This window comes from Amycolatopsis sp. NPDC051716, from assembly GCF_040681595.1.
Lineage (GTDB): Bacteria > Actinomycetota > Actinomycetes > Mycobacteriales > Pseudonocardiaceae > Amycolatopsis.
In genome coordinates this window covers 73571-97716 of sequence record NZ_JBFAZA010000019.1, presented here as the reverse complement: position 1 = coordinate 97716, position 24146 = coordinate 73571, and the positions used below count along the sequence as shown (strand labels likewise).

General features: G+C 67.6%; 16 protein-coding genes and 2 tRNA genes. 6 read left to right on the top strand and 12 right to left on the bottom strand.

Translation table 11 applies throughout. The features are described from left to right. Positions 1 to 21 precede the first annotated feature (21 nt). Positions 22 to 1428: a gamma-aminobutyraldehyde dehydrogenase gene (locus AB0M30_RS25900; RefSeq protein ID WP_364588516.1), complete on the top strand. Its 1407-nt coding sequence runs from the start codon at positions 22 to 24 to the stop codon at positions 1426 to 1428. Between the two features lie 316 nt (positions 1429 to 1744). Here AB0M30_RS25900 and AB0M30_RS25895 read toward each other — a convergent pair whose 3' ends face one another. From AB0M30_RS25895 to AB0M30_RS25885, 3 genes are all read right to left on the bottom strand, one after another. Continuing rightward, entirely contained in the window at positions 1745 to 3796 is a 2052-nt protein-coding gene (locus tag AB0M30_RS25895; RefSeq protein WP_364588272.1) for a hypothetical protein, read from the bottom strand. After that, positions 3793 to 4689, bottom strand: coding sequence for a purine phosphorylase (locus AB0M30_RS25890; RefSeq protein WP_364588269.1), 897 nt, complete (start codon positions 4687 to 4689; stop codon positions 3793 to 3795). The genes AB0M30_RS25895 and AB0M30_RS25890 overlap by 4 nt, the downstream gene beginning before the upstream one ends. 226 nt (positions 4690 to 4915) lie before the next feature. Then, positions 4916 to 5647 carry an NUDIX domain-containing protein gene (locus AB0M30_RS25885; protein ID WP_364588266.1) on the bottom strand — a complete coding sequence of 244 codons (732 nt, stop codon included), beginning with the start codon at positions 5645 to 5647 and terminating at the stop codon, positions 4916 to 4918. A gap of 367 nt (positions 5648 to 6014) precedes the next feature. Between AB0M30_RS25885 and AB0M30_RS25880 the strand changes: the two genes are divergently transcribed. After that, positions 6015 to 7883 (top strand): hypothetical protein, encoded by a 1869-nt coding sequence (locus AB0M30_RS25880; protein WP_364588263.1) that lies wholly within the window; start codon positions 6015 to 6017, stop codon positions 7881 to 7883. Here the strand turns inward: AB0M30_RS25880 and AB0M30_RS25875 are convergent. From AB0M30_RS25875 to AB0M30_RS25865, 3 genes are read right to left on the bottom strand one after another with little or no spacing between them, the layout of a single operon-like run. Further along, the gene (locus tag AB0M30_RS25875) at positions 7880 to 10069 is read right to left on the bottom strand and encodes a DEAD/DEAH box helicase (protein ID WP_364588260.1); all 2190 of its coding nucleotides are present in this window, start codon (positions 10067 to 10069) and stop codon (positions 7880 to 7882) included. The two genes, AB0M30_RS25880 and AB0M30_RS25875, sit on opposite strands and share 4 nt — an antisense overlap. Continuing rightward, the gene (locus tag AB0M30_RS25870; protein WP_364588257.1) at positions 10044 to 11384 is read right to left on the bottom strand and encodes an ATP-binding protein; all 1341 of its coding nucleotides are present in this window, start codon (positions 11382 to 11384) and stop codon (positions 10044 to 10046) included. Before AB0M30_RS25870 ends, AB0M30_RS25875 begins: the two co-directional genes overlap by 26 nt. Next, positions 11381 to 13795, bottom strand: a complete 2415-nt coding sequence (locus tag AB0M30_RS25865; RefSeq protein ID WP_364588254.1) for a TerB N-terminal domain-containing protein — start codon at positions 13793 to 13795, stop codon at positions 11381 to 11383. The genes AB0M30_RS25870 and AB0M30_RS25865 overlap by 4 nt, the downstream gene beginning before the upstream one ends. A gap of 514 nt (positions 13796 to 14309) precedes the next feature. Between AB0M30_RS25865 and AB0M30_RS25860 the strand changes: the two genes are divergently transcribed. After that, positions 14310 to 15533 (top strand): tyrosine-type recombinase/integrase, encoded by a 1224-nt coding sequence (locus AB0M30_RS25860; RefSeq protein WP_364588251.1) that lies wholly within the window; start codon positions 14310 to 14312, stop codon positions 15531 to 15533. A 107-nt stretch (positions 15534 to 15640) separates the two neighbouring features. On the opposite strand, the gene AB0M30_RS25855 is transcribed toward AB0M30_RS25860, so the two are convergent. Continuing rightward, positions 15641 to 15713: transfer RNA gene (locus tag AB0M30_RS25855), tRNA-Lys, on the bottom strand. A gap of 166 nt (positions 15714 to 15879) precedes the next feature. Between AB0M30_RS25855 and AB0M30_RS25850 the strand changes: the two genes are divergently transcribed. Further along, complete coding sequence (locus tag AB0M30_RS25850; protein WP_364588249.1) at positions 15880 to 17079, top strand: Ig-like domain-containing protein; 1200 nt, start codon at positions 15880 to 15882, stop codon at positions 17077 to 17079. On the opposite strand, the gene proP is transcribed toward AB0M30_RS25850, so the two are convergent. From proP to orn, 3 genes are all read right to left on the bottom strand, one after another. After that, positions 17076 to 18482 carry a glycine betaine/L-proline transporter ProP gene (proP, locus tag AB0M30_RS25845; protein ID WP_364588246.1) on the bottom strand — a complete coding sequence of 469 codons (1407 nt, stop codon included), beginning with the start codon at positions 18480 to 18482 and terminating at the stop codon, positions 17076 to 17078. The genes AB0M30_RS25850 and proP overlap by 4 nt on opposite strands. 233 nt (positions 18483 to 18715) lie before the next feature. Then, positions 18716 to 18791: transfer RNA gene (locus tag AB0M30_RS25840), tRNA-His, on the bottom strand. Between the two features lie 77 nt (positions 18792 to 18868). Continuing rightward, complete coding sequence (orn, locus tag AB0M30_RS25835; RefSeq protein WP_364588243.1) at positions 18869 to 19477, bottom strand: oligoribonuclease; 609 nt, start codon at positions 19475 to 19477, stop codon at positions 18869 to 18871. A gap of 113 nt (positions 19478 to 19590) precedes the next feature. On the opposite strand from orn, the gene AB0M30_RS25830 reads away from it, so the two are divergent. After that, positions 19591 to 21123: a helicase HerA-like domain-containing protein gene (locus AB0M30_RS25830; RefSeq protein ID WP_364588240.1), complete on the top strand. Its 1533-nt coding sequence runs from the start codon at positions 19591 to 19593 to the stop codon at positions 21121 to 21123. Between the two features lie 66 nt (positions 21124 to 21189). Continuing rightward, on the top strand, positions 21190 to 21567 hold the full coding sequence (locus AB0M30_RS25825) for a DUF3224 domain-containing protein (protein ID WP_364588237.1): 378 nt from the start codon (positions 21190 to 21192) through the stop codon (positions 21565 to 21567). A 115-nt stretch (positions 21568 to 21682) separates the two neighbouring features. On the opposite strand, the gene AB0M30_RS25820 is transcribed toward AB0M30_RS25825, so the two are convergent. Continuing rightward, the gene (locus AB0M30_RS25820; protein ID WP_364588234.1) at positions 21683 to 22708 is read right to left on the bottom strand and encodes a trypsin-like peptidase domain-containing protein; all 1026 of its coding nucleotides are present in this window, start codon (positions 22706 to 22708) and stop codon (positions 21683 to 21685) included. Positions 22709 to 22806: 98 nt separating this feature from the next. Next, entirely contained in the window at positions 22807 to 24129 is a 1323-nt protein-coding gene (locus AB0M30_RS25815) for a M20 family metallopeptidase (RefSeq protein WP_364588231.1), read from the bottom strand. Positions 24130 to 24146: the final 17 nt, after the last annotated feature.

Here is a 24146-nt window from a genome sequence, read left to right as displayed (position 1 = left end):
TGCGTACCCTGCGAAAACCACATCGACGGGGAGTCGCTCGACGCCGCCGACAGGCGGACCATCGAGATCGTCAACCCGGTGACGGGCGAGCCCTACGCGACCTCGCCGCTGTCCGGCCCGGCCGACGTCGAGGCGGCCATGGGCGCAGCCGCGGCCGCGTTCCCGGCGTGGCGCGACACGACCCCGGCCGAGCGGCAGCGCCTGCTGCTGAAGATCGCGGACGCTTTCGAGGCGAGGGCCGGGGAGCTCGTCGCCGTCGAGTCCGAGAACACCGGCAAGCCGCTCGGGCTGACGGCCAGCGAGGAGCTGCCGCCGATGGTGGACCAGATCCGCTTTTTCGCCGGCGCCGCGCGCCTGCTGGAGGGCCGCTCGGCCGGTGAGTACCTGGCAGGCATGACGTCCATCGTCCGTCGTGAGCCCGTCGGGGTCTGCGCGCAGGTCGCACCGTGGAACTACCCGATGCTGATGGCGGTCTGGAAGTTCGCCCCGGCGCTGGCCGCGGGGAACACCGTGGTCTTGAAGCCGTCGGACACCACCCCGGCCTCCACCCTGCTGATGGCCGAGATCGCCGGGGCGATCCTGCCCAAGGGCGTTTTCAACGTCGTCTGCGGTGACCGCGAGACCGGCCGCCTGATGGTCGAGCACCCGGCCCCGGCGATGGCCTCGATCACCGGCTCGGTACGAGCCGGCAGGCAAGTCGCCGAATCCGCGGCCAAGGACGTCAAGCGTGTCCACCTGGAGCTGGGCGGTAAGGCACCGGCCGTCGTCTTCGCCGACGCCGACCTCGCCCAGGCCGTCGAGGGCATCTCGATGGCCGGCTTCTTCAACGCCGGTCAGGACTGTACGGCCGCGACCCGCGTCCTCGTCCAGGAATCGGTCCACGACGAGTTCGTCACGGCGCTGGCGAGGGCCGCTACCGCCACGAAGACCGGCCCGCCCGACGACCCGGGCGTGCTGTACGGACCGCTCAACAATGCCGGCCAGCTCAGGCAAGTCTCCGGCTTCATCGAACGCCTGCCCGCCCACGCCAAGATCGAAGCAGGCGGCCACCGTGTCGGCGACAAAGGCTACTTCTACGCCCCCACCGTCGTTTCCGGCCTCGAGCAGGACGACGAGATGATCCAGAACGAGGTGTTCGGCCCGGTCATCACCGTCCAGCCCTTCCGCGACGAGGCACAGGCATTGGACTACGCCAACGACGTCGACTACGCCCTGGCCTCATCGGTGTGGACCAAGGACCACGCGCGCGCGATGCGCATGTCCAAGCGGCTCGATTTCGGCTGCGTGTGGATCAACACCCACATCCCGCTGGTCGCCGAGATGCCCCACGGCGGCTTCAAGCAGTCCGGCTACGGCAAGGATCTGTCCGCGTACGGCTTCGAGGACTACACCCGCATCAAACACGTCATGACGGCATTGGACGCGTGACGCTCACAGGCCTGCTCGCGACCGACGCCACCGATCGGGACCACGCATCGTGGAGGTCCTCGCCACAGATCCAAGCACGACTCACCCGCGATATCACGACCGCTCATCACCAGTAGCGGTCGGCCAGGACCAAGGCAGGCGGACTGTACCTTCGCCTCACACGCCGGGCCGACGGGCGCCGAGCTGGATCGAGTGGCTGGCACGCACAACTACGGTCGTCGGATCCTCCGAAAGTGGAGAGCCGAGCAAGATCGGCAGGTCAACGGCCTCGGGCGTGCTGCGGGGATTGATGCAGAAACGAAGTCCGCCAGGGCAGTCATGCACTCGGGTCCGTCGTGATGTTAATGTGCCCCTGGGCGGCGTCCGGTGACGGCGGGGTTTCGGCGAAGATCTCCGCGGAGAGACTGCCGACAGCGGTGGCGTTGATGTAGGGATCCCGTCTGATCCAGTTCTTTCCTTCGGCGGCGATGCCTTCGAGGATGTGCAGTGTGTTCGTAAATCCGGCCGCTTCCAGCGACATCCTCGCCAGCGCCAGCGGGCTTTCGCCGGACGTGGCTGCGCTGGATTCGTGGTCGGTGATGTCGATATTCTGTGGTTCGCCGTTCATCAGCACGAGTTCCATGCTGTAGCTCAGCTCCGAGGTGGTGGAGACGTGGACCGACGAGACTGCGTCGAAGCGGAAGTTGTTGCGTGCTTCTCCGCGGAGGTAGGCGTTTTCGAAGTCGAGCTCGGTGCTGAGTTCACGCACGCCATCTCGCGTGATGAGGAAGAGCCGGATGTCGTACTTGGAGTAGCGCCACGGCGCACCGTTGACCCGAGCTCGCTTGCAGGACGCTGCGGGTGTCTGCAGGAATGCGTGGGTGAGGATGTCCCGCCACGCGACCCTATAGTGTTTCAGGGCTTTGTCGAGGAACTTGACCTTGTCGGCGTTCAGCCATTGCTCCATTTCGGTCTCGGTGGGACGTGTCGAGTCGAGCCGGTGCTTCCAGCGGGTGTAAGCGGCCTCCCGTGCGGCCAGGACGTGTTCGTAGTCCTCCCGGTCCTCAACAAGCCGGCGGCGTTCGCCGAGGATTTGCGACCACCCGGCGCCGGCGGCGATGGCCCCTGCTGCCGCGACCACCGTTGCGGCCGAGCTGAGGACGGGGCTGATGGCGGTTGTGGTCGTGATGACGTAGCCGGTGGCTGTGAACAGGAGGATGGCTGCGGTGACGCAGCGCAGCTTTTTCGTGGGCGTGACGCGGTATTGCATCCGATATTGGAACAGCTCGCCTGCCTTCCAGCGGCGTAGCACACTGCTGGTTTCGTAGCGGATCAGCCACCTGATGCGTCCGACGGGGATGCGGCTCTCGCGATAGATCTCGACGATTTCGTTGCGCAGGGCTGCCCGGAATCCCGATGTCGCCCGCAGGCATTCGTGGCGGGTGTCGTCTCGTGGCGCGTACCGTTCGGCGTAGTGGGTGAACGCGTGATCCACGCTGCGAGCGAATCCCTCGTCGAGACGGGCGCCACGGCCGGATCGGGGGCGGTAGAGGCGGTCTTTGGCGGCGGCTCGAGCGGAGCGGTAGCGCCATTCGTATCCGTCACGGACGGCGATGACGGCTGTGACTGCGGCGGTGAGGTAGGCGAGTATCGGCAGGACGTGCGCGTCCAGCACGACGATGCGTCCCAAGTAGACAGTCGCAGCGAGAAAAGCGAGCGTGCCGAGCGTGGCTTTGGCGCGGTCGCGTGGAGTCGTGGTGGACGGCTCAGGTAGTCGGGCGCGGGGCCGGGCTGGGACAGGATGGAAGTAGGCCCATACGCGCTTTGTGCGGTCGTTGCTCAGCTGGATGACGTCCGCGTTCTTGCGGATGTCGGCCCAGTAGCTGTCGCGGAGCCCGCCGATCAGGACGAGATCGAGGTGACGCAGGATCTGTTCACGTTGCGGTGGGTCCAGCTCGGCGAGGGCGTCAATCCCTGGTTGCGGGTTGCTGTCGTGTGTTGCGAGGCAGTCCAGCAGGGTGCACAGGGCGCGGAGGGCTTGGGTCCATGCGTCGTTCGGGAGTGTCTCGCAGATCGCGGGCAGGCCGGACAGCTGGTGGCGTTCGTCGGTGGAGAGGTCGCGGTAGGACCGTTTGGAGAGCATCGCGAGAGCCCAGTGGAAGTGGACTTCGCCGCTGGTGAAGCCTTCGCCGCGGGCTTCTTCGATGAGTTCGCGGGCGCGGTTGGGGATGCCGTCGTGCAGATACCGCAGGCCGACGCTGTATTTCTCGGCTGGTGAGGCTCCGGGGAGGACCTGGTAGACGGCCGAGTCGTGGACTTCCGTGGCGACGATGCCGACGTGCGAACCTGCGCCGACGGTGGCGTGGGTCGTCTGATGTGGGTTGCTCATGCGAGGCCCTTGGCCACGCTGACGAGTGCGGTGATCTTGGCGGCCAGTCCGGCGAGGTCGGCGATGAGGCCGCCGAGGCGCTTGAGTGCGAGGACGAAGGTCTTCCGGCCTTCTGGGTTCGGTGACTCGAGGGCGCCGCCGGCGATGTCGAGCTCGGCCCGCGCGGCGTCGTAGGTCTCGCCGTCGAGCCGGCCTCGAGCGTGTTCGTGTGAGAGCTGTTCCCGGATCGAGGCGAGCTCGGCGGCGAGGTCGGCTGTGCTCGGCGAGGGAGGTGTGCTGTTTTGGTAGACCGTGCTGCCGGTGACGTTGACGGCCTGGATGCCGACTTGCCCGTGGGAGGTGGAGTAGACGGTGCCGGGGGTGGTGTTGTCCTTCATGGTGGCCTGCTTTCGGTCTCGGACGAGTTCGGTGGCGAGGCGGATCGCGAAGGCTGCGGCGTTGGCGGCGGCCTGTGGTTGCCAGTCGCGGTCCGCTGCGGTCGTTTTGGTGCCGTCCGCCTTATCGCTGATGCCGCGGACGACGGCGACAGGAGAACCGTTGAGGTGTCCGGCCTGGGCGACGCCGGCGGCTTCCATCTCGATCGCCATGGCGTCGTTGTAGTGCTCCCGGATCCAGCATGCTTCTGTCGACAAGCGGGAGTTGTGGACGACTTCGCCGGCCGCGATGGCGCCGAAGTGCACCGCGGTCCCCGGCGGGACGTCGGGTTTCCACGCGCCGATCCGGGCGATGTGCTGGGCGATCTGGCTGATTTCGTGGTCGGTTTCCCAGACCCGCGGGCGGGCTTTGAGACCGTCGTCCTCGCTGGTGCCGCCGTGGTAGGCGTATACGTGGGTGGCGACCACGACGTCGCCGAGCGGGGTGTCCCAGAGAGCACCGGCAACGCCGACGAACACGAGTGCGGCGGGGAAAACTCTTGGATGGCACGTTCGGCGAGCACTGCGGCGGATTGGGAGCCTTTACCGGTGAGGCTGAGTGCAACGCGGCAGGAGGTGCCGCGGATGGTGCCGATCTCGAAGCGGGTGCCGCGGTCGTGCCGGTGCAGGGTGACGTCGATCAGCCGCTCGTGCACGGCTTTGTACTCGGTGTTGAAGGCCGTGAGCATTACTACCAGGTCGTCGGTCATCGTCTCGCCTCGGTGGTCGTGGTCGGAGTGGGACGTACCAGGGGTGGGAAGAGTGCGGATCGGGTGCCAGGGGCGAACAGGCGGGCTGGGCGGCCGCGGCCGACGCGGCGTTCGGTGCCGAGCGGGACGATGAAGTCCTCGACTGCTTGGACTTTGCGGTAGAAGTTCCGCGGGTCGAGTTCGACACCCCAGACCGCTTCATAGACCTGCTGCAGCTCGGTGATCGTGAAGGGCGGGGTGCAGAAGGCGGTGGCGAGCGCGGTGTGTTCGAGCTTCGCCCGGGCTCTCTCCAAGCCGTCCTGGAGGATCCGTTCGTGGTCGAAGGCCAGGCGCACGCGGTGGCTCAGCACATCGGAAACGGGGGTCCACGTGGCGTCGGCCGCGTCGGTGCCGGCGCGGGGCTGGGGGAGTTCCGGCGCGATGGCGAGGTAGGCGACGGAAACGACGCGGCCCCTCGGGTCGCGATCGGGAGTGCCGTAAGCGCCGAGCTGCTCGAGGTGCAGCCGATCGGCGCCGAGGCCGGCTTCCTCGAGCAGCTCCCGGTGGGCGGCCGCGAGGATGTCCTCGGTGCTGGTGGCAAGGAACCCGCCAGGTAGCGCCGACGTGCCTTCGAAAGGGGCGACGCCGCGTTCTACGAGAAGAACGTGCAAGACCGACTCGCGCAGGGTGAAGATCACCAGGTCGACGGCGAGCAGCACGGGCGGGGGTGTCCAGTGATCGGCGGGCATGGACCCAGCCTAATTACTGTCAGATAGACAGTAAAGGTGAAGCTTCCGCGATCTGATGTCACGGTGGGTGTGCAGGTTGCTGCATCCGAGTGGTCGGATGACTCCTCGTTGAACAGGCGCGGTAACGACACGTCAGTTACGAAAAGTAATAGCCGCGGCCGAGGTGCACCTTCGAACGATGTGGCAGTTGATTGTTCACATGACAAAAGATGGTCAATTCTTGGACGTATTTCCCCAGCTCCGAGATCTGTATGCCGCTCGGCGCGTGATCGGGACCGCTCAGCGTGACAGGATTAAGTTGATCTATCTGTCATGTCACGCTTGTTGCAGTGAGTAACTGATCTTACTGCTGTGGTGGTGAGGGAACATGACGAGCCAATCTGACGTCGCGCTCGAGGAGGTGCCGTGGGGCGACCTCAAGCCGTTCATGTCGGTCATCGTGCTGCGGTGCGTCGGCCGCCCGGAGCTTGCGTTCGGTGCCCTGGTGCGATTGCTCAAGAAGCCGGGACGGGCCCGTCAGGGGACGAGCGTGCGCACCATTGCCGAAACCGAACTGAGCGCCGAGGTGGGGGGAGTCGTCCCCGGCGTGGGTACGCTGGAGTCGCTGCAGGTCGATCAACTGTTTGGCTGCGTCCGGCGGCAGCAGAGCCGGCCGGGGTGGGTGCTGGCGTCCTCCGACTACATGAATGTGTCCCACGAGCTGATCGTCGTGCTGCGCCGGGGACAGCTGATCGCGGTGCGCGCCGAGCGCAATGTGCTGGATCGGCTGCAGAAGCAACTGAACACCGCGCCGCTCCCCCCGCTCCGGCGGCTCGGGTCGGGTGTCCTCGAGGAAGCCTTCATGCAGGGTGCGGCGAAGAACATCTGGATGAGGTCGATCCAGCGGCGAAGCGTCCTCAGGCCGACCAGCAAGGCGATCGGTGGCGACGACCTGGGTGTTGCGCTCGATCCGGTGGAGGACGGCTTCTTCGCCTGGGACGCGGCGCGGTGTGAGATGCCGGACAATCCGGAGGTTGTCTTCCTCAAGGGCAAGGTCGGTGTCACGGTCAGCAACTCGCAGATCTGGTTCAAGGACTCGCCCGATTTCCACACGTACGTGCTCACGATGGGCGAGATCCTCGGCATCACCGCCGAAGTGATTGAGACACCGACAGGTTTCTCGGCTTTTCCAGTCACCGCACGAGAGGTGTTCGACCTCGCCGAGGTGTCAGAGGCCTACGAGGTGCTTCCGGTCGACGTGGACTCGTTGCCGGAGTCGTTGCGTGGCGGCGAGGATGTGGAAGAGGCTGCGCTGGTGCTCCAGGACGCCGTCCTCAACGTCCAAGAAGGTGCGAGAGGGACCAAGTTCAAGCTTGATGTCGGAACCGGCGGCGTGATCGGTGGTCAGCTGGCTGCGAACCTCAAGAAGCTCGACGATCGGTTCGAGCTCGACGTCGGGTTCGATCGATGTGCTCGCGACCCGCTGCCGTCGGCCCGCGAAGTCTTTCAGGCTGTGAACGCAGGGCAGTTGCTCGAGGTCTACTTCGCATCCGGCCACAAGTACTCGGCAGGGCGACTCTGGAAGCAGGACTTCACGCCGACGCCGTTCACCGGCTGGGCTTGGGAGGACTTCACCGGATTCGATATCACGAAGGAGAAGCCGGGAAAGCTGCAGTCGACGCCGTTGATCCACGCGGCGATCGGGGAGGCGGATGACGACTCGCTGTTCGCGTGGATGGTCGACTACTGCAGCGAGGGCTGGCTGCTCTGCGACGACAGTTCCGGCGAGGCGGCCGACTTCTTCCACATTGACGACGAAAACCTGTTGCGCGTGTTCCACGTGAAGGCGTCGAGCAACAAGTCGGAAAACCGCGGCGTGAAGGTCGGCGACTACGACGTCGTCCTCGCCCAGGCGCAGAAGAACATGCTGTACCTGGACAAGGACCTGCTGGCCGAGCGGCTCGCGAGCACCACCATCGAGGAGCCCGCCTGCTGGTTCGACGGAGAGCGCGTTAAGGACCGACGAGAAGGCTTCCTGGCGAAGCTGAAGGGGAGCCGTTCCAAAGGCACGACCGAGGTCGTGGTCGTGCAGCCCAATCTCAGCCGCAAGCTCTACGCCAAGGTGTCGGAGGACATCGCAAACGGCGTCGTCAACCAGAACACGCTCCGCCTCCAGTTGCTGGAGATGCAATTGAAGATGGCGCGCATCGCGGCGGTCAAGTACGTGACCGACCTGACGGTCATCGGCAGCGGTTAGCTTATGAGAAGCCGGGCAGCTTGGACAGCTCCCGGGCAATCGAGGACGGCTGACTCGAACTGATCGCAGAGAAGCTCCTCACTCAACCAGCTGTCGAACTTCTCGGTCGCCTTACTCTCGACCTTGCGGGCGAGTTCGTGCGCGTCGGGCGCAAGCCCCTTTGCCACCTTCCTCAGCGCGGTCAGCGCCGCTGCACTGGCTGTGCCGACCAGTCGAAGAGCGGCGCTGTCGACAGCCGCTTCCATTCCGGTGGCGTTAAAGATAACTGCGAGGGTGTGCAGCTGGCGGTCGCCGGTCCACGGGAACAACAGCGTGTCGGAGCCATCGATGATGACCGGATGACTGTCGAGTTCGAGGGTCGTATACTCCCGCCGGGCTTGCTCGAGCAGCGTTCGCGACTGCCGGTCGAGGTAGGCGGGGACGTGGTCGCCTTCGAGAAGTGTTCGCATCTTCGCCCGGACTTCGCTGTGCACCAAACCGCCGGAGTCGCCGAGGTGCGGGGGCTTGCCGCCGGGCGCCGGGGTGAGCTGGACGACTTTGTCTTCTTCATGGACCGAGACGACACGCCACCGTTGACCGGCGAACACCAGTAATAGGCCTTCATACAGGGGGAAGTCGATCGGCATGGTGCCGAGCTGCCGGCCGCTGTGAACGAGGCGGTACTCCTCTGGCGTTTGGAAGGCGGCGTAGAACGTGTAGTGGTTGACGGCAGGCTCTCCGCGCCCACCGAGCATCAGGGTGCCGTCGCTGGCTTGGGTGAGCACGTCTTTGGCACCGAGGGTGCGGAGCAGGTCCGCGAACTGTGCTGTGGTCACGGCCGAGAACGGGCTTCCGCGTCCGCACAACACCCGATACGCCTCGGGCGGCCGCGCCCCACCGTGCTGGGCGATCAAGGATAGAAGCTGCTGGATCAGCGTGGACAGGTGCATCCGGGATGGGTCGGGTGGCTCGCACCAGCGTTCGAGCAGCAGGTCGATCGACGCGATCGTCTGCACCAAGGGCAGCTGGAGGCGGTCGAGGAGCGACGTCTCGGCGTCGATCACCACAGCGGCGCAGTAGGCACGGAGGACAGCAGGCTCGTCACGACGGCCGGAACGCCCGAGCCGCTGCCGGAGCGAGGCCACCGACGGCGGCGGGCCGATCTGCGCGACCTGGGCGATGGCGCCGATGTCGATGCCCATCTCCAGCGTCGTCGTGCAGACGGCGGTGGTCGGCTTGGTCGGGTCCTTGAGCATCGCCTCGACGTCTTCGCGCAGCTCTTTGGCAAGATTTCCGTGATGCGCGTGGAATTCGTTGGGGACACCGGCGGCGAGGCTGCGGTCGGCGAGTTCGGCCGCGTAAAGCTCGACACGCGAGCGCGCGTTGGCGAACACCAGGTTGGTCCGGCCGCGCAGGTTCGCGAACAGATGGTCGGCGATGCCACGAACAGCCATGTCCGCGTCCTCGTCGGTGTCCGGTTGTTCGTCGACGTAGCTGCGCAGCTGCAGCCGCAGCTCCTGGCCGGTCGCCGCCGATTCGAGGACCGTGACTCGCTCACCGTGGTCCGGGCGGAGCTGCCCTGCGGCCAGCGACATGTCGCCCAGCGTCGCGGACAGCCCGATCCTCGGTATGCGCCGCTTGACGGCGATTTCGAGGCGGTGCAGCTGGGAGAGCAGCTGGGCGCCGCGCTCGGTTCCCAGGAACGAGTGCAGCTCGTCCACGACCACGTACTGCAGCGCCCCGAACAGCCGCGCGATCTGCGTCCCGCGCAGCACGAACATCGCTTCCAGCGACTCCGGGGTGATCAGCAGGATTCCCGAGGGATTGCGCAGCACAGCCTGCTTGCGGGTGCTGGCGACGTCGCCGTGCCAGCGGTGAGTCGGGATTTCGAGGGCTTCGCACAGCTCTTCGGTTCTCCGGAACTGGTCGTTGATCAGCGCCTTGAGCGGGCCGACGTACAGCGCCTGGATGCCCGTGCCGCGGTGGTCGGCGAGCTTGGAGCAGATCGGCAGGAACGCGGCCTCGGTCTTGCCCGCGGCGGTCGCTGCGCCGATCAAGACATCAGTGTCGCCGCCCAGGATGGCGGGAATGGCCGCGTCTTGGACGTCGCGCAGCTCGCTCCACCCTTGCTGCCACACCCACCGCTGCACCTTGGGGTGGAGCAGTCCGAAGTTGACGGCTTCAGATGCGGAGGCTGGTGAGCTCATCGGTGCCGTTCGCCTCCGTGGCGTCGAGTTCGTCGGGCAGCGGCTCCAGGTCGGGGTTGGTTTCGGTGTCGATCGAGACGTTCCCGAGCAGCTGCCGCCAGTCGGCGCCGGGGTTCTGGTCGAGCACGGCCAGGAGGTTGACGAACTCCTTGATGGTGTTGCGCGGGGTGCGGAAGTACGCGTCGCCGATCCGGCCGGCGCAGTGCTGCATGAACGCGGCCAGCGCCTCGTCCGGAACGAGGTAGGCAGCGGGGTCGCCGCCGGCGTAGACGTGACGCAGACGTTCGAGCAGGACGTGCATGTCTTCCGGGGTCAGGTTCGCCAGCCGCAGGACCGGGCCGGAGTAGTCGACCAGGCCACCGACGGCGAAGTTGTTTTCGGCCAGGCGGCTGCGGAGCGCTTCGTAGCTGTAGAGCCCGCGGCGGGTGTCCATCAGCATCTCCGGGGTGCCGCCGAAGCAGAAGCCCAGGCCTTCGACGTTGCCTTGGAGACAGTCGTTGACGATGCGCAGGACCTGCTCGTAGTTCGACTTGCGGGCGCCGGTGTGGGCGAGCTTGTAGAGGTTGACCATCTCGTCCAAGCACACGAGCAGGCCGGAGAAGCCGGCGAGCCGGACGAACCGGGCGACGAGTTTGAGGTGGTCGTAGAAGCTGGTGTCGTCGACGATGGTGCGCACGCCCAGCGCCGCGCGGGCGTCGGTGCGGGTCGCGAACTCACCCCGCAGCCAGCGGATCGCGTCGGACTTCAGCTGCTCGTTGCCGGTGTCGTGGCCTTTCCAGTAGGCGGCGATGACCTGCGCGAAGTCGTAGCCGCCGACACTTTCCGACAGCTGTTCGAGCCGACGGGCGATCACCGTCGCCGGCGACGTCGCGGCACTGGTGGCTTCCTGGATCGCCGAGGTCACGAACCGCTCGACGATGCTGGGCAGCGCGTTGCCGTCCGGGGTAGAGCGGGTGGCGATGTTGCGCATCAGCTCGGCGTAGAGCGAACGCGCCTGACCACCACTCGCGTGCAAGCGACGGTCAGGGCTGAGGTCGGCCGACGTCGTGACGAGCTTCCGCTCGGCGGCGATGGACCGGACCAGGTTCAGGAAGAACGTCTTGCCGGCGCCGTACTCGCCGATCACGAAGCGGACCGCGGAACCGCCGTCGGCGATGCGCGTGATCTCCTGGCTCATCGCCGACACTTCGGCGGCACGTCCCACCTGGATGTGCTGGAACCCGGCGCGGGGCACCACGCCGGACCGCAGGGAGGAGATGATCGCGTCTCGATCGCGGGGGCGCAGGCGTGCGGGCTTCGGGGCGGGTGTGGTCATCCGAGCATGTCCTTCACGATGTCCTGGTTGATCTCGATGGGATCGGAGCCTTCGCACAGCGGCTCGTCGGTGCGGTCGTAGGCCGCGTCGTTGAGGACTTCGAGCGCGCCATCGGGCATCAAGCCAATTTCGGCAGCCAGCGCGTCGAACTCGGCGCGGCTCCAGGTGTCCTGCTTGACGAGCCGGTGGAACAACACGGTGTGTGAGGGATCCAGCCCTCCGACCACCGCGTCCGCGGGAGGTGGCGGTGGAGGAGTGGGTTGGTCGTCGGCGAAGATTTCGGCGAGTTCGGCGGCGACCCGCACGGACTCGGCCCTCGTCCGCGCGAGCCGTTCCGGATCGAGGGCGAGCGTCGAGGTTCCCGCTGGAGCCGCCGACGGAGCCGGGATGGTGCGGCCGGACCGCTGGGCACCGGGAATTCGGGTGCTGGTCAGCTCGTCGGTCGACGTCGCGGCAGCGTGCAGGGTTCCGTACACCTCGCCGGGATCGAGGCCGAGCGTGGTGAACAGCCGCTCGAGCGTGCGGATCTCGTCGGGGGTGACTTGGCCGTCGGCTGCGGCGATGGTGGTGAGCAACCGCCCGACCGTGGCCTTGCGCGACGTCGGGAGTGATTCCAGGCGCCGGCGCAGGACCGCGGGAGTGGGTGGTTTGGTCAGGACTAGTGCGGCGTGGGCGTCGAGCCGGAGTCGCTCGTCTTCGCTGAGATCGAGGTCGTCGATCGCCAGTTCCCGCAGCGCACGCCGTTCGGGCTCGCTGACTGTGCCGTCCGCGGCGGCCACGAGCATGCCGAGGTTGATGATTGCGAGCGCGGCCGCGTACTCGGTGCTGGGTGCGCTGACCGGGGGATCCGCTCGCCGGAACAGGACCACCGACGACGTCGGCGTCGGCGTGTTCCCGCCGAAGCGCACGTCGGGTTCTATGCCGAGGCCACGGTGTTCTAGCAGCTGAGCCAAGGCGACGGCGTCGGCCTTGGCCAGTTTGCCGGTCTTGGTCGGCCACCGCGAGACCAGCTCCTGAGCCGAGGTGACCCCGCGGCCGTCGCTGCCGATGCTCTGCGCGGCCCACGACCACAGCGCCTCGGTCTCGGGGCTCGGTTTGTGGGTGACGCCCTCCGGCAGGAGCGCGATGGCCGCGGGTGAGCCGGCGCCGTCCGGGTTGCGGCCGAGGTAGCGGCTGTAGGCGTCGAGATCGCTGGTCACGCCTTCGACGATGTCTCTCAGCTTGGTGATCGGGCCGGTCAGTTTGCCGACGTCGGGCAGCTTTGTGTTTTCGACCGTGATGTGGCCGTTGAAGCCCCTGCTGGCTGCGTAATAGCCCGCGGAGAGGCGCGGTTTGTTCGGCTTGATGACCATGCCCTCGCCGAACTTCGCGCGGTACCGCCGGGTGAACAGCTCCAGGAACTCGTTCGGACACCGCATCGCCGGCGTGCGCAGGTTGGTGTCGGGGTGGTGGCCGTACCAGGACAACGCCCAGTCCGCCGGGACCGGACGCCCGTCCACCGCCAGTTGCGCCAACCCGACTTTGAGGTCCGCGGGAAGCTCGTAGCTCCATTCGGGAACGAGCGGCGCTGCGCGGTCGTACCGCACGGTCGGGTCGAGGAGGGCGACCGCATCGAGCAAACCTTCGGCGTAGCTGCGGAAGGAGCGATTGCCGCGGTAGATGCCGAGCAGCCGCCGAACTTCGCCTACCAGGGTCGCGAACTCGGCGTCGGCGTCGGCGAGGTTGGGGATCTCGGTGAGCAAGCGACGTTCGAGACCGTAGAAGTACAGGAACACGTAGCCGATGTAGGCGTTCGAGTTTGCGCGGCCACCGGCCAGCCAACCGAGGTAGGCGCCACGAGCTCGTGGGGATATATCGGCGTAGCTGGGCCAGTAGTCCATCGACTCGCCCGCCCAGTCCGGGTTGCGCAGGTCCACTGGCAGACCAGGGTCGATCAGTGCGGGTTCGGTTCCGACTCCGGCGGCATCGGGCATGCCGGTGCCGACGTAGAGCAGGCCACCCCGCAGTGTCGTTCCCGCGACGACAACATCCTGGTCTTGGGGAAGCCACCGATGAGCGGGACGGGCACGGGCCGGTCGGCTCGGCGCCGAAGGCGCGTTGGCGGCACGCGATGACGTGCGCCGGTCAGGTTGGCGAGGAGGTGCGCCCTGGCGAGCAGGTGCGAGTGCTGGAGGCTGGAGAACTTGCGCCGTACTGGGGCGGCGTTGCTTCCGGACGGGCCCCGGCGGTGCCGGTTGCCGGTGTGGAAGCACAGCTGGCGGAGGCGCCTGCCGGAGCTGCGGAGGCGCCTGCCGGAGCTGCGGAGGTTCTGCCGATCTCTGCGATGCTCCGGCATCGGATGCTCGCCAGGCCTTCCTGACCAGCAGGATAACGATGGCCGCCGCGATCAGGAGGATGACCAGCGCTGCCAAAGAGACCCCCTCGATCGCACGCCTTGAGGCGACATACTGCTTCGTTCCTGGTGAAGGATCGCTGTTAGCCGAAGGGGAGTTACCAACTTGATCGAATCGTCACTTGAGGTGATTCGACGCGGGTTGGAGATTCACCTATCAGAGATTCTGCTTGCAAATTCCGCTCACTTTGACGATCGCGGAGCTTTCACGAGCCAGCGGGCCGCCACGGACGCTGGGTTGAGAGACGGAGGCAACTTGGCTGCACATCACATACCGACCATGTCTCACCGTCATGTCCGTGGCGAGTACGCGGGTATCAGTGCTGTGGAAGACCTGCTGCGTTGCCAGGCAAGCCGGTGCGTGGGCCAGGTGTGTCGCACGGTACGGAGTGCCGCCTCGTTCGCCCTGTCTGGGCCTCTCGGGTTCGTAAGTGGTGGATTCTGCCGCGGGTCGTCGTGTCGTCCAAACTGGAGAGAGTTTCTCGTGACGCGCGCATCGTTGAGTGTTCGTGTGCTCTGTGGACGGAGGAATCATGGCGAAGCGATCAGGTAGGCGGGTGTTCAAAAGGTGCGGTTGTGTCAATCCGGATGGTGGTCGTCGGCGGGTGCAGCGTGGCGGGTTTGCGTCGCGGGCTGCGGCAGAGCGCGCGCGGGGGTTCTGGCTGGGTGACGATGTGGATCCGGGGCGGGCCGTGGTGACGGTGGGTCAGTGGCTGGATGTGTGGCTGGCGACGAGGAACACGCTCCGGCCGTCGACACGGCAGCTGTATGAGCAGCTGATTCGTGACTGTCTGCAGCCACGGTTGGGCGGGCTCGCTGTGTCGGAGCTGACGATCGGGAAGGTGCAGGTGGCGTTCACGGGGTTGTTGCGGGCGAATGCGGTGCGGTCGCGGCCGTTGTCGCCGACGACGGTGCAGCGGATTCGTGAGGTGTTGCGGGCCGCGCTTAACGGTGCGATCCGGCGTGAGTTGATCACGCACGATCCGGCGCGGTGGGTGGAGTTGCCCTCGGCGCGCCGGCCTCGGGCGGTGGTGTGGACCGAGGCCCGGGTCGAGCTGTGGCGGAGGACCGAGGAACGGCCGGCGGCCGCGGTATGGACGGCCGAGCGGACCGCGACGTTCCTCGAGCAGGTCCGCGATCACCAGCTGTATCCGCTGTATCACGTGGCAGCCGTGCTGGGATTGCGCCGCGGAGAGGCGGTCGGTCTGCGGTGGTGCGATGTCGACCTGGCGAACCGGACACTGGCGGTCGTGCGGCAGCTGGTTGAACGTGATGGCCGCGGTGTGTGCCTGCCGAAGACCGACGCCAGCTGCCGGACCGTCGCGTTGGACCGGGGAACGACTGCCCTGCTGCGCCGGCTCGCCCGGGAGGACCCGGCCGGTGATTGGGTGTTCTCTCATGATCAGGGCCGGTCGTGGAGCCCGAGTTACGTCTCCCGCACCTTCCGGGCCCTGGTGGACGAGGCCGGCCTGCCGCCGATCCGGTTCCACGACCTGCGACACGGCGCGGCGACCCTGTCGCTGGCGGCCGGGAACGAGCTGCGGGTGGTGCAGGCCCTGCTCGGGCACTCCAGCATCGTACTCACCGCCGACACCTACACCAGCGTCCTGCCCTGCCTGGCGCAGCAGGCGGCGGATGCCACGGCGGAGCTCGTCCGGCGCGCCGGGTACCAGCGCGGGGCCAAGATCCTCAAGGTGGTGGTGCCCCGGCAGCGCAGCGGCTCGCCGCGAGCACGGATGGTGACGCCAAGTCACTGAACCGGGCCGACACGTCGGCTGCACCCGGGCTGCACGCACGAGCAAAGCCCACCAGCAGTAACCCCTAAATTGCAGGGAAACCGTTGATGGGCTTTGCTTTCCGACTGTGCGCCATCAGGGACTCGAACCCCGAACCCGCTGGTTAAGAGCCAGCTGCTCTGCCAATTGAGCTAATGGCGCCGGTGTCTGCCGGAGGTTTCCCTCGGCGACGTGGAAAAGATTAGCACCCCTCTCCGGGGCCCGTTTCAGGGGGGTCCCCCAACCCGGTTCCGGCATCGCCGCCCCGGTGTCGGGGCTGGTCGGGCACACTGTAGTCGGACATCGACGGCGAAACAGGCGGGTGGGCATGCGGGGTGTGACGGTGCGGTTGCTGGTGGCCGCCGGGGTGATCGGCCTGTCCTTGGCCGGGTGCAGCAGTAACCCTTCGGGTGAACCTCCGCGGGAGACCGCTCCCGCGAGCAGCAGTAGCAGTACCGCTCCCAAGCCCGCCCCGAAGCCCGCTGTGCTCGCCCTCACGCCCGCCAAGGATGCGAAGGACGTCGCGCCCGGGGAGCCGGTGAGCGTCACCGTCGCGGACGGGAAGGTCGGGGACGTCAAGCTGACCGGGGCCGATGGCAAGGTCATCGCCGGGAAGCCGCGGGCCGACGGTTCGGGGTGGGACTCCGCCGAGCCGCTCGGCTACAGCAAGACCTACAAGCTGACCGCGACCGCCGTCGGCTCCGACGGCAAGCCGGTCACGTCGGAGTCGACCTTCAGCACCGTCAAGCCCGCCCGGCAGCTCGGCGTCTCGGTGAACCTCGACGACGGCGAGACCGTCGGGGTCGGGATGCCGCTGATCTTCACCTTCACCGGCAACGTCACCGACAAGGCCGCGGCCGAGAGGGCGCTGAAGGTCTCCGCGGAGCCGGCCACCGAGGGCGCCTTCCGCTGGTCCGGCGACAAGCAGGTCACCTGGCGGCCGAAGGAGTACTGGAAGAGCGGCACCAAGATCAAGGTCGACGCCGCCGTCTACGGCAAGCCGCTCGGCAACGGCAGCTACGGCCGGGAGGACAAGGGCGCCGCCGTCACCGTCGGCGACAAGCTCGTCGCCGTCGCGGACGGCGTGACCCACCAGATGACGGTCACGATCAACGACAAGGAGGTCAAGACCATGCCGACCTCCATGGGCAAGCCCGGCCACAACACGCCGCAGGGCACCTACACCGTCATGAGCGAGCACACCGGCTACACGATGAACTCCGCCACCTACGGCGTGCCCGAAGACGCACCCGGCGGCTACAGCACCTTCGTCCAGTACGCGATCCGGCTGTCCTACAGCGGCATCTTCTACCACTCCGCGCCGTGGTCGGTGCGGCAGCAGGGCCACAGCAACGTCAGCCACGGCTGCCTGAACCTGTCCACCGAGAACACGAAGTGGCTGATGGACACGTCCAAGAAGGGTGACGTCGTCACGGTGCAGAACAGCGGCGGCCCGAAGCTCGAGCCGACCGACGGCTGGAGCGTCTGGCAGCTGTCCTGGGACGAGTGGCGGACGGCGGCGAACTAGCCCGAGTCGCGGACCAGTTCGCGCGCCTCGGCCTCGGTCGACACCGCGGGTCCCGAGCCCCAGAGCGGCTTGTTCGCCGTCTCGCGGCTGAAGTACACCGCGACGGCGCCGATCGCGCCCGCCGCCATCAGGTACCAGGCCGGCCAGAAGTCGTGGCCGGTGGCGGAGATCAGCGACTGCATCACCAGCGGGGTCGTGCCGCCGAAGAGCGACACCGAGATGTTGAACGCGATGGACAGCGCGCCGTACCGGATGGCCGTCGGGAACAGCGCGGGCAGCGCGGCGGGCATCGACACCTCGAAGCAGAGCAGCAGCAGCCCGAGTCCCATCAGGCCGAGGAAGGTGAGGACGAGGCCGCCGTCGTGGACGAGCAGCATCAGCGGCCAGGACAGCACGAGGAACCCGAGGCAGCCGGCCATCATCACGGGCTTGCGGCCGACGTGGTCGGTGATCCGCCCGCCGACCATGATGATGAGCATCATCACGACCATGACGACGATGATCAGCAGCAGCCCGTGGGTGGCGTCGAGGTGGAGCTGCTCGGAGAGGTACGTCGGCATGTACGAAAGCAGCATGTAGTCGGTGACGTTGAAGACGAGCACCAGGCCGACGCACACGAGCAGCGCGGGCCAGTACTCGGTGAACATCTTCCAGAACGGTTCCCCGGACTTCCCCCGTTTCTCGGCCTCCTCGGCGTGCTTCTGGAAGGCGGGGGTCTCCTCCAGCTTCAGCCGCATGTAGAGCCCGATGATGCCGAGCGGCCCGGCGACCAGGAACGGAACGCGCCAGCCCCAGTCGAGCAACGTCTCGTGCGGCACCCAGGCCTTCATCCCGGTGACGACGGACGCCCCGAGCACGTACCCGGACAGCGTCCCGAACTCGAGCCACGACCCCATGAACCCCCGCCGCTTATCGGGCGAGTACTCGGCGATGAAGGTGGTGGCGCCCCCGTACTCCCCGCCGGTGGAGAACCCCTGCACCATCCGCGCGACGACGAGCAGGACGGGCGACCAGACCCCGATGGAGCTGTACGACGGGATCAAGCCGATGCACAGCGTCCCGATGGCCATCATGATCATGGTGACGGCGAGCACCTTCTGCCGTCCGATCCGGTCCCCGAGCGGCCCGAAGACGAGCCCGCCGAGCGGTCGCATGAGGAAGGCGGCGGTGAATGCCCCGAAGGTCCCGATCAGCCGAACCCCGGGAGACACGGTGGGGGGAAAGAACACCTCGGCAATGGTGTCGGCGATGTAGGCGTAGACCCCGAAGTCGAACCACTCCATGGCATTGCCCAGGGCGGCAGCCCCGACCGCCCGTTTCAGAAGTGACCGATCGACAACGGTGATGTCCTCATACCGAAGCTGCTTCTTCCGGCCCCTGACCTTCCCACCTGAACGTTCCACGCCTCAACGGTGCATCCCCATCCGGGCGCCCGCACGCTGAGCCATCCAGTCGTGAGCGTTACCACCAACGGCCCAACCGCAACCGCCCAAACCGCACTCGCCAACGCAAGGCGACCACTCGGATGGGGGTCCGGGGGCGCGCCCCCGGCGGGGGTGTGGGGGTTCGACCCCCACAAAAAGGCGAAACCCCAGTTTGGGGGAGGGCCCGCCAGGGCCCGACCAAACCAGGGTGATGGGGTGAGCGACGGGTTTCGAACCCGCGACCTCCTGGACCACAACCAGGTGCTCTACCAGCTGAGCTACGCCCACCATCGCCGAGGGGATCCGCTTGCGATCACCTCGCTGGGAGTAATCGTAGCGGGTGCTCGCGACCGCTTTTCAGGGGGTCACCTTTGGTGCCGTTCCTGCACTTCAGCGGCCGCGGCCTTGGCTTCTTCGCTGGTGGGGCCGGGCTGGGGCACGAAGGCGGCGCGCCGGTAGTAGTCGAGTTCGCCGATGGATTCGCGGATGTCGGCGAGGGCGCGGTGGGCGAGGCCCTTCTCGGGCTTGGCGTAGTAGATGCGCGGGTACCAGCGGCGGACGAGTTCTTTGACGGAGGAGACGTCGACCATGCGGTAGTGCAGGTGGGCGTCGAGGGCGGGCATGTCGCGGGCGATGAAGCCGCGGTCGGTGGCGATGGAGTTGCCGGCGAGGGGGGCGGTGCCCGGTTCGGGGACGTGCTCGCGGATGTAGTCGAGGACGCGGCGCTCGGCTTCTTCGAGGGTCACCGTGGAGCGGCGGACTTCTTCGGTGAGGCCGGAGTGGGCGTGCATCTCGCGGACGATCTCGGGCATCCCGGCGAGTTTTTCCTCGTCGGCGTGGATGACGATGTCGACTCCGTCGCCGAGCACGTTGAGTTCTGCGTCGGTGACGAGGGCGGCGATTTCGATCAACGCTTCCTTGCCGAGGTCGAGCCCCGTCATTTCGCAGTCGATCCAGACTAGGCGGTCGGTCACCTGGTGACCCTAACCCGACACGGGGATAGGAAGGGCGTTACCTGCGCGTACGGCGCGTTACGCTCGCCAAGCCGGGTTCGGTGTGGTGCGGGACACAGATCGGGGAGCGGGCAGTGGCCGAGCAGGAGTCGCCGGCGAGTGAGATCGCCGCTGGTTATGCGAGTGAAGGTGCCGCGCTGGAGCTGGGTGCGGTGGTGATCGACGGGCAGGTGGACGCGGCGGCGGCCGTGCGGCTGCCGTTGGCGACGCTGAACCGGCACGGGCTGGTCGCCGGCGCGACCGGCACGGGCAAGACCAAGACGTTGCAGCTGATCGCGGAGCAGCTGTCGGCGGCCGGGGTGCCGGTGGTGCTCGCGGACGTGAAGGGCGACCTGTCCGGGCTGGCCGCGGCGGGCGAGGCGAACGACAAGGTCGCGAAGCGCTCGCAGGAGCTGGGTGACGACTGGGCCGGCGCGGCGTTCCCGGTGCAGTTCCTGTCGCTGGGCACCGGCGGCAAGGGGTCGCCGATCCGGGCGACGATCACGAGCTTCGGGCCGGTGCTGCTGGCCAAGGTGCTGGGGCTGAACGAGACGCAGGAGTCGACGCTCGGGCTGATCTTCCACTGGGCGGACCAGCGCGGTCTGGCTCTGCTGGACACGAAGGACCTCCGGTCGGTGATCACGCACCTGACCAGCGACGAGGGCAAGGAGGACCTCAAGGGGATCGGCGGGGTCTCGGCGGCGACGGCCGGCGTGATCCTGCGTGCGCTGTCCAATCTGGAGGCCCAGGGCGGCGAGGACTTCTTCGGGGAGCCCGAGCTGGACGTGCACGACCTCATGCGGCAGACCGGCGGCAAAGGCGTCGTCACGCTCCTTGAACTCGACAACCTCCAGGCGAAGCCCGCGTTGTTCTCGACGTTCCTGATGTGGCTGCTGGCCGAGCTGTTCGAGGAACTGCCCGAGGAGGGCGATCTCGACCAGCCGAAGCTGGTGTTCTTCTTCGACGAGGCTCACCTGCTGTTCGCCGACGCGTCGAAGGCGTTCCTCGAGCGCATCGAGCAGACCGTGAAGCTGATCCGGTCGAAGGGCGTGGGCGTGTTCTTCTGCACGCAGCTGCCCACGGACGTCCCGAACGCCGTGCTCTCGCAGCTCGGCGCCCGGATCCAGCACGCGTTGCGGGCGTTCACCCCGGATGACCAGGCGGCGCTAGCCAAGACCGTGAAGACCTACCCGAAGACGAAGTTCTACGAGCTCGACACGGCGTTGACGTCGCTGGGCATCGGCGAGGCCGTCGTCACGGTGCTGTCGGAACGGGGTGCGCCGACGCCGGTGGCGTGGACGCGGCTGCGGGCGCCGCGGTCGAAGATGGGCTCGATCGGCGACGAGGCCGTCGCCGCGGCCGTCTCTTCGTCCGACCTGCATGCGAAGTACGCCGAGACGATCGACCGGGAGTCGGCCTACGAGCGGCTCGCCGCGAAGGTCGCCGCCGCTCCCGAGCCGGCTCCCGCGCCCGAGGCTGCCCCCGCGCCGCCGGCGCCGGGGAAGGACGAGCCGGGATTCCTCGAGTCCGCCATGAAGAACCCGGCGGTGAAGTCGTTCATGCGGTCCGCGGCGAGCGCGCTGGGCCGCGAGATCACGCGTGGCCTGTTCGGCAACCGGCGGCGCTGACAAATCATGACGCAAGCTGTCAGGTATCGCTGTCAGGCTGGCCCCACCTTCGAAAGGAAATCAGCCATGACCAGCACTGCCGCCGCGTCGTTCGTCCTCGACAAGTGGGAACCGCAGGCGACCGACGAGGCCGGGGCCACCGAGTTCGCCCGGGTGGCGATCGGCAAGACGTTCACCGGCGCGGTCGAGGGAACCAGCACCGTCGAGATGCTGACGGCGTCCAACGCGACTTCGCGCGCGTACGTGGCCTTCGAGCGACTCGAGGTCTCGGTCGACGGCCGCAAGGGCGGCTTCGTCCTGCACCACTCGGCCGACGACACCGGCCTGACGCTGAAGATCCTCACCGGCTCGGGCTTCGGCGAGCTTGCCGGAATCGCCGGGACGGCGAGCATCGAGATCGACGAAGAGAAGAACCACCTCTTCACCCTCACCTACACGCTCTGAGCAGCACGAAGGCCGTTTCGAGAGCCCCCGATCGACTCTCGAAACGGCCTTCGCGGTGATCTCCCGCTCCCCGAAGCGGGGGGACGGGCCGCCCCGACCACGGCCCGTCCGCGTCCTAGTTGTTCACGATCTGGTCGACGATCTTCTTGGCGTCGTTGATCGGGATGGCGAAACCGATCCCGACACTGCCCGCCGAGCCGTTGGCCGACGCCGACGGGCTGTACAGCGCCGAGTTGATGCCGATCACGTTGCCCTGGGCGTCGACCAGCGCGCCGCCGGAGTTGCCCTGGTTGATCGCGGCGTCGGTCTGGATCGCGGTGTAACTGGGCGAGTCGCTGCTCTGGTTCGACGTGCGGCTGAACGGCGAGCGCTGCTGCTGTTCGCCCTGCCCGATGTCGGACAGGTTCCGGTTCAGCGCGCTGACGATGCCGGTGGTGACGGTGTTCTGCAGGCCGCCCGGCGAGCCGATCGCGACCACTTCCTGGCCGACGGCGAGCTTGCTCGAGTCGCCCAGGGACGCCGCCTTCAAGCCACTGGCGTTCTGGGCCTGGACCACGGCGATGTCCGCCTTGGTGTCCGCGCCGACCACGCTGGCCTGGTACTTCTTGCCGTCGGAGGTGGTGATCACGACGTTCTGAGCGCCGTCGACGACGTGCGCGTTGGTCAGGATCCGGCCGTCCGAACTGAGGATGACGCCGGAGCCGATGGCCTCGCCCTGGCTCGTCGTGACGTTGATCTGGACGACGCTGGGCGTGACCTTCGCCGCGACGGCGCTGACGTCGCCGGAGGTCGAGTTCGCGACCGTCTGCCCGTTCGCGGCCGGCGTGCTGAGCGACGTCGTCGCGCCGTCCGCCGAAGTCGTCGTGAGCCCGACGATCGCCGCGCCGCCGACGCCGCCGATCAGCGCGGCGCCGAGCGCGGTCGCGCTGACGACCATCGCGACGCGGCCACCCTTGCGCGGCTTGGTCTTCAGCGCCGTGGGGGCCTGGGCGCCGGGAGCCGGCGGCGGGGTGAAGAGCGGATTCGGCGCGGCCTGCTGCTGGTAGGCGTACTGCGCGTACGGCCCGTACTGCTGAGTGCTGTGGTGCGGCTGGTGCCCACCGGTTGAGGCGGGGCCGGGCCGACTCTCGTTCTCGGTCATAGGACCAGATTCGCGCTCGTGCTTGTGAGCAGCCTGTGGAAATACCTCAGGCTTTGCTGAGAAGAATCAGCTGAGAAAACTCAGCCGGTCCTCAGGCTTCAGGCGAAGAACGACGGGACGTCCAGCGCTCCTCCCGCCGCCTCGAACTCGTCGTGCACCGCCTTCCGCAGCTCGGCGTCGCCGAGGTAGTCGGCGGCGGTCAGGGCCAGGCCCAGCGCGCCGTCCCGGACTCCCGCATCGCCCGTCTTCGATCCGGCCGCGGCCGCGAACTCCTTGGTGTGCAACGCAACCGTCGGCCCCGAGATCGCGAGCATGGGGTGCAGTGCGGGGACGCGGTAGGAGATGTTGCCCAAGTCCGTCGAGCCCGTGAGCGACTCCGGCACGATGCCCGGCGGCAGCGGCTTGCGGCCGGTGATCACCTGGTTGGCCGTCCAGCGCCCGGCGAGCGCGGTGTTGAACCGGATCGGCAGGTAAGCCGCCTGGGCGTCCCAGATCAGCTCGACGCCGCAGCCGGTCATCGCCGCGGCGCCTTCGGCGATCGACGTCATGCGGGCGGCGAGGTCGCGCAGGGTTTCCGGGCGCTGGGACCGGAGGTAGAACAGCAGCGCGGCGCGAGCCGGGATGATGTTGGGCCGGGCGCCGCCGTCGGTGAACACGCCGTGGACGCGGTCGCTCTGCGGGAGCTGCTGGCGCAGCGCCGAGACGCCTTGGTACGCGGCGACGGCGGCGTCGAGCGCGTTGCGGCCCATGAACGGCTGGGCGCTCGCGTGTGCGCCGACGCCGTGGAAGACCATCTCCAGCTGACGCCGCCCGAGGAACGGGTGCAGCGCGATGTTGTGGCTGAACGGGTGCAGCATGATCACCGCGTCGACGTCGTCGAACACGCCGGCCCGGGCGAGGATCTCCTTGCCGCCTCCGCCTTCCTCGGCGGGCGTGCCGATCAGGCTGACGCGGCCGCCGAGCCGCTCGGCGACGGTCGCGGCGCCGAGGAAGCCACCCGCGGCGGTGGTGCAGATGACGTTGTGGCCGCAGGCGTGACCGAGCCCGGGCAGCGCGTCGTACTCGGCGAGCACGGCGATGTGCGGCCCGTCTCGCGGTGGTGTGCTGACGCGCAGCGCGGTGTCGAGCCCGCCGACGCCGACCGTGGCTTCGTGGCCGTGCCGGTGCAGGAGGTCGGCCAGCGCCCGCACGGACCGGTGTTCGGCGAACCCCTCCTCGGGATGGGCGTGCAGATCTTGGCTCAACGTCACCAGATCGGGTGAGCTGCGCTCGACCGCGGCGGTCACTTCGGCCCGCGTCGCCTCGTCCGCGCCGGTGTGCGGCGAGGACAGCGGTTCGGCGGCCGCGACGGCGTCGGCGGTGGCCTCGACCAGGGAACGCAGGTAGCTGTCGTCGGGCGGGACGGGGTCGGCGTGGGTCATGGGGCGATGCTAACCGC

What these genes read in the sequence shown, in the direction of transcription:
- AB0M30_RS25895 (WP_364588272.1), bottom strand. Translation starts at nt 3,796, where the DNA reads ATGAGCAACCCACATCAGACGACCCACGCCACCGTCGGCGCAGGTTCG.
- AB0M30_RS25885 (WP_364588266.1), bottom strand. Translation starts at nt 5,647, where the DNA reads ATGCCCGCCGATCACTGGACACCCCCGCCCGTGCTGCTCGCCGTCGAC.
- AB0M30_RS25880 (WP_364588263.1), top strand. Translation starts at nt 6,015, where the DNA reads ATGACGAGCCAATCTGACGTCGCGCTCGAGGAGGTGCCGTGGGGCGAC.
- AB0M30_RS25875 (WP_364588260.1), bottom strand. Translation starts at nt 10,069, where the DNA reads ATGAGCTCACCAGCCTCCGCATCTGAAGCCGTCAACTTCGGACTGCTC.
- AB0M30_RS25870 (WP_364588257.1), bottom strand. Translation starts at nt 11,384, where the DNA reads ATGACCACACCCGCCCCGAAGCCCGCACGCCTGCGCCCCCGCGATCGA.
- AB0M30_RS25860 (WP_364588251.1), top strand. Translation starts at nt 14,310, where the DNA reads ATGGCGAAGCGATCAGGTAGGCGGGTGTTCAAAAGGTGCGGTTGTGTC.
- AB0M30_RS25850 (WP_364588249.1), top strand. Translation starts at nt 15,880, where the DNA reads ATGCGGGGTGTGACGGTGCGGTTGCTGGTGGCCGCCGGGGTGATCGGC.
- AB0M30_RS25825 (WP_364588237.1), top strand. Translation starts at nt 21,190, where the DNA reads ATGACCAGCACTGCCGCCGCGTCGTTCGTCCTCGACAAGTGGGAACCG.
- AB0M30_RS25820 (WP_364588234.1), bottom strand. Translation starts at nt 22,708, where the DNA reads ATGACCGAGAACGAGAGTCGGCCCGGCCCCGCCTCAACCGGTGGGCAC.
- AB0M30_RS25815 (WP_364588231.1), bottom strand. Translation starts at nt 24,129, where the DNA reads ATGACCCACGCCGACCCCGTCCCGCCCGACGACAGCTACCTGCGTTCC.